This is a genomic window from Streptomyces sp. NRRL B-3229, from assembly GCF_000719505.1.
Classification (GTDB): domain Bacteria; phylum Actinomycetota; class Actinomycetes; order Streptomycetales; family Streptomycetaceae; genus Streptomyces; species Streptomyces griseorubiginosus.
The window spans coordinates 153780-163366 of sequence record NZ_JOGP01000015.1 but is presented as its reverse complement, the minus strand read 5'-3'; the positions used below and the strand labels follow the sequence as shown (position 1 = coordinate 163366).

General features: G+C 69.5%; 10 protein-coding genes and 1 rRNA gene. 10 read left to right on the top strand and 1 reads right to left on the bottom strand.

The features are described 5' to 3' along the window. The 10 genes from rrf to IF54_RS0124620 all read left to right on the top strand — a co-directional run. Positions 1 to 90 (top strand): 5S ribosomal RNA (gene rrf, locus IF54_RS40545); the annotation flags it as partial. 62 nt (positions 91 to 152) lie between these two features. Further along, positions 153 to 797: an HAD family hydrolase gene (locus IF54_RS0124655; protein WP_030322275.1), complete on the top strand. Its 645-nt coding sequence runs from the start codon at positions 153 to 155 to the stop codon at positions 795 to 797. A gap of 78 nt (positions 798 to 875) precedes the next feature. Then, positions 876 to 1559: a VC0807 family protein gene (locus IF54_RS0124650; protein WP_030322273.1), complete on the top strand. Its 684-nt coding sequence runs from the start codon at positions 876 to 878 to the stop codon at positions 1557 to 1559. A 76-nt stretch (positions 1560 to 1635) separates the two neighbouring features. Then, entirely contained in the window at positions 1636 to 2847 is a 1212-nt protein-coding gene (locus tag IF54_RS0124645; protein ID WP_030322271.1) for an MFS transporter, read from the top strand. Continuing rightward, positions 2798 to 3970 (top strand): acetoin utilization protein AcuC, encoded by a 1173-nt coding sequence (locus tag IF54_RS0124640; protein WP_030322270.1) that lies wholly within the window; start codon positions 2798 to 2800, stop codon positions 3968 to 3970. The genes IF54_RS0124645 and IF54_RS0124640 overlap by 50 nt, the downstream gene beginning before the upstream one ends. A gap of 166 nt (positions 3971 to 4136) precedes the next feature. Then, the gene (locus tag IF54_RS0124635) at positions 4137 to 4952 is read left to right on the top strand and encodes a phosphatase (RefSeq protein WP_030322269.1); all 816 of its coding nucleotides are present in this window, start codon (positions 4137 to 4139) and stop codon (positions 4950 to 4952) included. Positions 4953 to 5081: 129 nt separating this feature from the next. Beyond that, positions 5082 to 5291, top strand: coding sequence for a helix-turn-helix domain-containing protein (locus IF54_RS0124630; RefSeq protein ID WP_016437488.1), 210 nt, complete (start codon positions 5082 to 5084; stop codon positions 5289 to 5291). Between the two features lie 175 nt (positions 5292 to 5466). Continuing rightward, positions 5467 to 5565 carry a 30S ribosomal protein bS22 gene (locus tag IF54_RS41370; protein ID WP_003948845.1) on the top strand — a complete coding sequence of 33 codons (99 nt, stop codon included), beginning with the start codon at positions 5467 to 5469 and terminating at the stop codon, positions 5563 to 5565. Positions 5566 to 5798: 233 nt separating this feature from the next. After that, the gene (locus tag IF54_RS0124625) at positions 5799 to 6881 is read left to right on the top strand and encodes an NAD-dependent epimerase/dehydratase family protein (protein WP_030322268.1); all 1083 of its coding nucleotides are present in this window, start codon (positions 5799 to 5801) and stop codon (positions 6879 to 6881) included. Between the two features lie 14 nt (positions 6882 to 6895). After that, complete coding sequence (locus IF54_RS0124620) at positions 6896 to 7948, top strand: lysophospholipid acyltransferase family protein (RefSeq protein ID WP_030322267.1); 1053 nt, start codon at positions 6896 to 6898, stop codon at positions 7946 to 7948. Between the two features lie 202 nt (positions 7949 to 8150). Here the strand turns inward: IF54_RS0124620 and IF54_RS0124615 are convergent, their stop codons facing one another. Further along, positions 8151 to 9365 carry a DUF5667 domain-containing protein gene (locus tag IF54_RS0124615; RefSeq protein WP_030322265.1) on the bottom strand — a complete coding sequence of 405 codons (1215 nt, stop codon included), beginning with the start codon at positions 9363 to 9365 and terminating at the stop codon, positions 8151 to 8153. Positions 9366 to 9587 lie beyond the last annotated feature (222 nt).

Here is a 9587-nt window from a genome sequence, read left to right as displayed (position 1 = left end):
CCCGGTTACATTCCGAACCCGGAAGCTAAGCCTTACAGCGCCGATGGTACTGCAGGGGGGACCCTGTGGGAGAGTAGGACACCGCCGAACAAATTTTGATGGAAAGGCCCACACCTTATGGTGTGGGCCTTTCTGCGTTTATGGTCAATGGCATGCGCTATGACCTCGTCATCTTCGACAACGACGGCGTCCTCGTCGACAGTGAGCCGATCTCCAATCGCCACCTCGCCGCCTATCTGACGGAGCTCGGGCACGCGACCTCCTACGAGGACTCCATCCGGGACTACATGGGCTCCGCCATGCACCGGATCCATGAACTTGTCCTGGAGCGGAGCGGAGAGCGGCTGCCCGCGGACTTCGACGATGTCTTCCACGCGCGGGTGTTCGCCGCGTTCGAGCGGGAGTTGGAGGCCGTGGCCGGCGTCGCCGGCGTACTGGAGAAGCTGGTCGCGGACGGGGTGCCGTACTGTGTCGCCTCCTCCGGGAGCCATGCGCGGATCCGGGTGGGGCATCGGGCGGCCGGCCTTGACCGGTGGTTCGAGGACGCGCGGATCTTCAGCTCCGAGGACGTGGGGCGCGGGAAGCCGGCGCCGGATCTGTTCCTCTACGCCGCCGAGCGCATGAGGGTCGAGCCCGGGCGGTGTGTGGTGGTCGAGGACAGTCCGCTGGGCGTGCAGGCGGCCAACGCGGCCGGGATGGACGTGTACGGGTTCACCGCGATGACGCCCGCCGCGAAGCTCGTAGGTGCCACTCAACTCTTCTCCGACATGGGGGAGTTGCTCGACCTCCTCGTCTGACTCGACTGACATTTGTCATGCCGAGCTCCGGACGATCGTTCCTACCGGCAGCCCCTCGCCGGACGGGAAGCTGAGGGCATGACGACGAAGACGAACTCGAAGCGCGCGAACCTGACTCCCCTCATCGTGGACGTGGCTGTGCCGATCGGGGCGTACTACTTCCTCAAGGACGGGCTCGGTATGAGCACGCTGATGGCCCTGGGCCTCAGCAGTGTCGTGCCCGCGGTGCGGACCGTCTGGAGCGTGGTGCGGGAGCGGACGGTCAACGCTCTCGCCGCGCTGATCCTCGTCGTGAACGTGGTGGGGCTGCTGCTCAGCTTCGTCGCCGGGGATCCGCGGCTGATGCTCGCCAAGGACAGCGGGGTCAGCAGTGTCATCGGCATCGGCATCCTCGTCTCGGTCGCGCTGGGCAAGCCGATGATGACCGCCGGCATGAAGCCCTGGCTGGTGAAGGGCATCGCCGAGCGGGAGACGGCGTGGGCGCGGCTCCAGGCGGGGTCGGCGGACTTCCGGCGGGCGGAGCGGCGGTTCTCCGTGGTGTGGGGTGTCGTCCTGCTGGCGGAGTGCGTGGGGCGGGTCGTGGGGGCGTACACGCTGCCGGTGGACACGATGGTGTGGCTCGGATCCGTGGTCATGGTCGGGTCGATGGCGGTGGCGTTCCTGGTCAGCGGGGCGCTGGGCGCCGGGCCGATGGCCCGGATGCTGATCGCCGAGACCAAGGCCGATGCCCCCTCGATGCCCGAAGTGGCCCTCGCCCGGTAAAGCCCGGCAAAGCTGAGGGAAATTCATCTTTGGCTGGATCTACCCACGAGTACGTTGGGGCCCTACGCTCGCCGCCATGACAGATGTGCTGCGGCGCGGTAGGGCCTCTTTGGCGTTCAGCTTCTTCGCGCAAGGTGTTGCCTTTGCTCTGCTGGTGACGCGGATCCCCGCGATCCAGGACCGGTACGGGGTTTCCGACGCGCTGCTGCCCGCCTTCCTGGCGGCCGTGCCGATCCTTGCCGGGGTCGGGAGCGTGTCGACCGAGCAGCTGGTGAAGCGGATACCGCCGAGCCGGCTGCTGCGGTTCGCCCAGCCGGTCGTGCTCCTGGCGCTGCTCGGGGTGGGGGCGGGGGACTCGACGGTCGAGCTCGGTGTCTCGCTGGCCGCCTTCGGGCTCGCCGTGGGCATGCTCGACGCGTCCATGAACATGCTCGGGGTGAGCCTCCAGCGGGCGTACGGGCGCAGCATCATGCTGAGCTTCCACGCGGTGTTCAGCCTGGGCGGGATCGTCGGGGCCTCGCTGGCGTGGGTGGGGGCGCACTGGCATCTCGCGCTGTTCGTGTCCTACCTGCCGGTCGTGGCGGTGCTGTTGCCGCTGTGCCTGGTGGGCAGCCGCTGGTACGTCGACGGCGACGGGACACCCGTGGAGGAGAAGACGGGAGGCGCGGAGCCGATCGTCTTCAAGCTGCTGCTGCCGCTGTGCCTGGTGATGACCTTCGCGTACATCGGTGACTCCACGGTCTCCAACTGGAGCGCGAAGTACCTCCAGGACGTGCTGGGGAGTTCGGAGCAGCTCGCCACCGTGCCGTACAACGTGTACATGGTGACCACGCTGATCGGGCGGGCCGTCGGGGACTTCGGGGTCCGGCGGTTCGGGGCGGTGGCGGTCGTACGGCTCGGGGCGGTGGTGGCGGCCGGGGGGTTCGCGGTGGTGGCCGTGGCGCCCGGGCCGTGGGTCGGGATGCTCGGGTTCACGCTGCTGGGGATGGGGCTGTGTGTGCTGGTGCCGCAGACCTTCGCGGCGGCCGGACGGCTGTTCCCGGGGGCGTCGGACGCGGCCGTGGCGCGGCTCAATGTCTTCAACTACGTCGGGTTCCTGGTCGGTTCGCCGTTGGTCGGAGCCCTGGGGGACGCGTGGAGCTATCGCGGAGCCATGCTGGTGCCGATGGTGTTGGTGCTGGTGACGCTGGTGTACGCCAAGTCGTTCGCCGCTCAACCGGACCGATACGGTGGCGGGCATGAGCGGCCGCGCACAGCTGATGTGGGACGAGGCAGTAACGGGCTATGACTTCGGTCCGGACCATCCGATGGATCCGGTCCGGCTGGATCTGACCCGGCGCCTGGTGGACGCCTTCGGGCTGGACCGGGACATGGAGGTCGTGGCCGCGAAGGCGGCGGGCGAGTCGACGCTGCGGCTCGTGCACCGGGAGGACTACGTCGAGGCCGTGAAAGCGGCCTCCGTGGATCCGGGGGCGGCCGACCAGTCGTACGGGCTCGGGACGATGGACGATCCCGCCTTCGAGCGGATGCACGAGGTTTCCGCTCTGATCGCCGGACAGTCGGTGGGTGCGGCGGAGGCCGTGTGGCGGGGGGACGCGCTGCACGCGGTGAACTTCGCGGGCGGGCTGCACCACGCGATGCCGGGCGGGGCCTCGGGGTTCTGCATCTACAACGACGCCTCGCTCGCCATCGCACGGCTGCTGGAGCTGGGGGCCTCGCGGGTCGCCTACGTGGATGTCGACGTGCATCACGGGGACGGGGTGCAGGCGGCGTTCTGGGAGGATCCCCGGGTGCTGACGATCTCCCTGCACGAGCATCCCCGGACGCTGTTCCCGCAGACCGGGTGGCCGGAGGAGACGGGGGCGGACTCGGCCGAGGGCAGCGCGGTGAACGTGGCGTTGCCGGCGGGGACGGGGGACGCGGGGTGGTTGCGGGCCTTCCACGCCGTGGTGCCGGAGCTGATCGCTGACTTCCGGCCGGATGTGCTGGTGACCCAGCATGGGGCGGATACGCATTTCGAGGATCCGCTCGCGCATCTGGCGGTGTCGTTGGACGCGCAGCGGGCTGTGCAGGTCGCCTGTCATGAGTTGGCGCACTCGTACGCCGGGGGCAAGTGGATCGCTCTGGGGGGTGGGGGGTACGCCGTGGTGGATGTCGTGCCCCGGTCGTGGACGCACCTGGTGGGGATCGCGGCGGGGCGGGAGATCGAGCCCGAGGCGGTGATTCCCGAGGGGTGGCGGCAGGAAGTGTTCGCGCGGACGCGGCAGTTGGCGCCGGCGCGGATGACTGACGGGCGGTGGCCGGTGTCGTTCGCGGAGTGGGATGCGGGGTACGACCCTGCGGATCGGCTGGATCAGGCGGTGCTGGCCACTCGGCGGGCGGTGTTTCCGTTGCGGGGGTTGTTGGCGTAGCGCGACGCGGGGGTGCCTGGTGAGGTTGTGGGGCGGCTGCGGGTCCGATGCGGCTGGTCGCGCAGTTCCCCGCGCCCCTAGGTCTGCGCGGTCCGAGTTACTCCAACTGTGCGGTAAATCCCCGTTCTCAAGACGTCCCCGTTGCCCATCCGCCACCATCTCTCCCGTGTTGAGCACCGGCGCTCTCCGCGCCCATCTGCTGGCCGCTCGGCTCGCCGGGACCGTGGCCACCTCGCGGGAGGTGAGTCTGCGGAGTTATCGGTTGTTCGCGGCTCGGGATCCTCGGGTGTTGATCGGGATCGACCCCGAGAGGTCGTGGAGTGAGCGGGACTTGATCGGGCTCATGGCGGACAAGTGTGGGGTTTCAGGCGATCCGAGGTGTACAACTGGCCAGGATGTGATCGATCCTGAGCGAACCCTCGCCGCGCTCGATGCCTTCGCGCTGCGGCTCGCCGCGGTTGCCCGGTGTGGTGGGGCCGTGCTGATCGGGACCGGGCATCCGCACCGACTGCTCGGGTTCTACGCCGCTCTCGCGGACGCTCTCTCGGCGGCGGGATGTACCGTCCTCACCCCCGCGCATGGTCACCGTGTCGACATAACGACCCGGTTCGGTCTACGCACGTACAACCTTCGCTACGTACGAGGAGTCGCGCTCGTCCGGCGACGGGAGGCGGAGCGCTCCGGTGGTGAGCCGGGCGCACACACGCACTCACCGCTGCCGGTTCGTACCGCCCTCGAGGCCGCCGCGGAGAGCGGCGGGCCGCTTCCCGGGCTCGTGATCGGGGATCACGGGTGGGTCTGCGGAGCAGGTCAGCTGGGGTTTGAGGCCATTGGGCTGGCGGATACGGATGACCCCGCGCTCTTCGTGGGGGAGGCCGAGGGGGTCGTGTCCGTCGTCGTTCCACTTGATGACGCCGTGCGGTCCGATTACTACCTGCCGCTGACCCGCTACGTACTCAATCGAGCGTGTCTGTCACAGTAGGCCTCCGATGGGTGCACCTCTTCCCCACTTGCATCACCCGCCCCTACATTGGGGAGTGAGCACGCAGCGACGAAGAGTCACCGGAAGGGGAAGCCGGTGGCCGTCGAGTGCGGAAGGTTCAGGTGTGTCATGGCTGCTGAGCAGAGGCCTCTGAGCGAGGTTCAGTTCCTTACCGTGGCGGAGGTCGCCTCGGTGATGCGAGTGTCGAAGATGACCGTGTACCGCTTGGTGCACAGCGGTCATCTGCCCGCGATCAGGGTGGGGCGGTCCTTCCGCGTCCCCGAGAACGCGGTTCACGAGTACCTCCGCGAGAGTTACGTGGGGGTGGAGACAGCCTGACGGCGAGGTTCCGGGGAGGTCATGGGGGCCTCAGGGCACTCGTGGACCCCCTGCCTGATCTCCCCGGTTCACCTCGATTACGACCTCAGCGCTCGGGCGGGTAGGCTAGCCCCTCGTAGGTCGTGTGGGCCCATGATGCCCAGCACCGAGTGATGAGAAGTGAGCGAGGGTAGTCGTGGGCTCTGTTATCAAGAAGCGGCGCAAGCGGATGGCTAAGAAGAAGCACCGCAAGCTGCTCAAGCGCACGCGCGTCCAGCGTCGCAACAAGAAGTAAGGCGACGCCGCGCAAGCAGCGTGTCTGTGGCCCCCCACCCAATGCCGGTGGGGGGCCACACGCGTGTCGGAAGTGTGGCGGTGGGCTGGATGTCGTCACCTCGCGCAGCGGGCGGTCATCACAGCGCAACATCGAACCGCTAAGTTGGCGGCACACGGGGAACGCGGCACAGGACCGGTGCCGTATCAGGACGGCACCAGGGCTGGACCACGGCTGGAAGGAAGGCGCTGATCTTGGGAAAGGTCGTGCTCGTGACCGGAGTGGCCCGACAGCTGGGCGGCCGCTTCGTACGACGCATCCAGCGTGACCCGCAGGTGGACCGTGTGATCGCCGTGGACGCGGTCGCGCCCGAACATCATCTGGGCGGCGCCGACTTCATCCAGGCGGACATCAGGCAGCCCGGTATCGCCCGGGTCCTGGCCGAGACGGCCGCCGACACCGTCGTCCACCTGGACGTGACGGCGATGGCGCTCGGCAGCGGGAGCCGGACCACGGTCAAGGAGACCAACGTCATCGGCACCATGCAGCTGCTCGGTGCCTGTCAGAAGTCGCCGAACGTGAAGCGGCTCGTGGTGAAGTCCAGTACCAACGTGTACGGGTCCGCGCCGCGCGACCCGGCCGTGTTCACGGAGACCACCCCGGCCAAGTCGCTGCCCTCCGGCGGGTTCGCCAAGGACACGGTCGAGGTCGAGGGGTATGTGCGGGGGTTCGCGCGCAGGCGTCCTGACGTGGCCGTGTGCGTGCTGCGGTTCGCGAACATCCTGGGGCCGACCACGGACACCCCGCTCGCCTCGTACTTCGCGCTGCCGGTGCTGCCGACCGTGTTCGGGTACGACCCGCGGCTTCAGTTCGTGCACGAGGACGATGTGATCGAGGTGCTCAGGATCGCCTCGCACGAGCCGGCGCGGGGCACGCTCAACAGCGGCACCTTCAACATCGCGGGCGACGGCGTGCTGTTGCTGTCGCAGTGTTCGCGGCGGCTCGGCCGGCCCACCGTGCCGCTGCTGCTGCCGGCCGTCACGTGGGCCGGGTCGCTGGTGCGTACGCTGGGGATGACGGACTTCTCGCCCGAGCAGATCCGGCTGCTCACGCACGGCCGGGTCGTGTCGACGGTCCAGATGCGTGAGACGCTCGGGTTCCGGCCGAAGTACACGACGGCCGAGACCTTCGCGGACTTCGCGCGCAGCCAGGGTCCCGGGCTGGTGCCGCCCGAGGCCGTCGCGGGAGCCGTCGACCGGATCGCCGCGCTGCCGCCGCTCGCCGGCGCCGGCCGGCCCCCGACGCAGAGCGCCAACTCGACGCAGAGCGCCAACTGAGGAGCGCATCAACGATGGCGGACGCCAAGGTCATTCCGTTCGACGACGACCGGTCCCGCGCGGGCGCCGTACAGCGGCCGCAGCGGCGCCGGAGCGGGGGGAGCCGGCGCAAGGGCCCCGAGCCCGGGCCGGTCCGTGAGGTCCAGCCCCTGCCCAGCGCGGCCCCGGCGCAGGATGATGTTCCTGTGACGCGTGAGGAACAGCCGCCGCAGCAGGCGCACGACGAGGGCGGTCTGGAACGGCGGATCGCGGGGGGTCTGAACTTCCTGCGCCGACGGCTCACCGGGGACTACGAGGTCGACGACTTCGGCTACGACGAGGAACTCACCGACCAGGTCCTGATGTCGCTGCTGCGGCCGGTGTACGAGAAGTACTTCCGGGTCGAGGTGAAGGGCGTCGAGAACATCCCGGCGGAGGGCGGGGCGCTGATCGTCGCCAACCACTCCGGGACGCTGCCGCTGGACGGGCTGATGATGCAGGTCGCCGTCCACGACCACCACCCCGCGGGGCGGCATCTACGGCTGCTCGCGGCGGACCTGGTGTTCATGCTGCCGGTGGTCAACGAGCTTGCCCGCAAGCTGGGCCACACCCTGGCCTGCGCGGAGGACGCGGAGCGTCTGCTGGGGCAGGGCGAGGTGGTCGGGGTGATGCCGGAGGGCTTCAAGGGCATCGGCAAGCCGTTCAGCGAGCGCTACAAGCTCCAGCGCTTCGGGCGGGGCGGGTTCGTCTCCACGGCCCTGCGGCAGCGCGCTCCGATCATCCCGTGCTCGATCGTGGGCGCGGAGGAGATCTACCCGATGATCGGCAACGCGAAGACGTTGGCCCGCCTGCTGGGCTTCCCGTACTTCCCGCTGACGCCGACCTTCCCGTGGCTGGGTCCGCTGGGTGCTGTTCCGCTGCCGACCAAGTGGACGATCCAGTTCGGTGAGCCGATTCCCACGGACGGTTACCCGCCCGAGGCGGCGGAGGACCCGATGCTGATGTTCAACCTGACGGACCAGGTCAGGGAACAGATCCAGCACACGCTCTACAAACTGCTTGTGCAGCGGCGGTCGGTGTTCTTCTGACGGGGGTGGTCAGGGGGCACGGCGAGTCGGCGGACGGAGTCCGGCGCAGCCGTGCGAAGCCCGCGGAGCGGTGCGAGGGCGGCAGACAAGAGGGGCCAAACTGCTGGTGCAGCGGCGGTCGGTGTTCTTCTGACGGGGGTGGTGGTGCGACGGTGGGGGTGCCCTGTGCAGAGAGGGCGCCCCCACCGTCGTCGCGGAAGAGCTAGTTGGCTTCCTCGCCGTTGATGCCCAGGCCGGGCAGGAGGCCGGGGAGGAGCGGGGGGAGGGTGACGTCCGGGTCGGCCGAGGGGGACGGGGAGGTCGGGCTGGTGCTGCCGCTGGACTTCGGGGGGTCCAGGAGGCCGCCGGTGCTGCCGCCCAGGAGGCCGTCGTCCTGGTTGCCGGAGGGGGACGCCTTGCCGGGGTTGCCGCCGTGGTGCTCGGTGGAGCCGCCGGTGCCCGGGGGCGTGGAGCGGTCGGGGCCGGTCGAGATGTCCGAGGAACTCGAACCGGAGCCCTGGCGCGGACCGCCGCCCTTGCCGCCGTTCTGCGCGGGTGTCTCGGGGAGCAGGGACTGGAGCGGGGCGACCTCTTCGTCTATGGCGTCGAAGACCGAGGACACCTGGTCGCTGACGTCGCCGAGCTGCACGGGAAGCCGCTCGCGGAGCGCGCCCCAGGCCTCGCGGTGCGAGCGGGAGAAGCCGGCCAGGGCCTGGATGGGGCCGAGGGAGTTCGGGTCGCGCTCGTACGCCTCGTGCAGCAGCCGGTGGCCCTCGGAGGCGTCGTGCTGCATGCCGGACAGGGTGCGGCGGATCTCGCCCAGGGACTCGTGGTCGAGGTGGCCGCCCCGGCCGCGCTCCATCAGCCGGCGTGCCTCGTTCAGCCGGGTGGAGGCCTGGTCGAGGTAGGCGACACCGCGCTCGTCGTCCCCGTCGGACAGGTAGTTGAGCTTGAAGTCCTCGATGCCGCGCTTGAGGCCGTACAGGGAGTCCCCGGGCAGCGCGTCCGAGCTGGCCGCGGCGACTCCGCCGAAGGCACCGGCGGCCACGCCGACGCTCAGACCGCCCGCCGCCAGGCCCTTGGTGAGCCGGGAACGCGGTCGCAGTTTGCCCAGCCCACTCGCCCGGTGCGCGCCCTTGGCCCGGTGGGAGCGCTGCTCGGGGACCGCGGGCTCGCCCAGGGTGCCCTCCAGCAGCATGGCCTCCATCGCGGCCACCAGCTGGGCCCGCTGGACGACCTTGACCTCGGGGTCCAGCTCGGGTCTGGGCAACTCGCCGAGACACTCCGCGAGGGTCAGCAGGCGGTCCTGCCCGGAGTGCTCCGCGGCGGCCGGCTGGTGTCCTTCGGACTGCTCGGCCGCCGGGTCCCGGTCGGACTGCTCCTCCAGGGCCTGGGCGAAGGCGTTCGCCCGCCGGTGCGCCGATACGTTCGCGATCACTGGCGGCACCTCCTCTCGTCATGACGGTCGACTCCCCAGGGGGTCCTGAGGGTTGCACACCCTGACCACAAGCACTCGATCGGGTGATCGAAGTCGGCCAGGGAGTGACCACAGGGAGCCTGCATCCCGCACAACGAGCGGCGTGGCACTTGGGTTACGGACTGCGGATGATCGGATCGGGGAGTCAACGGACTTTCACCGAGAGCGAGTTGGCGATTACCA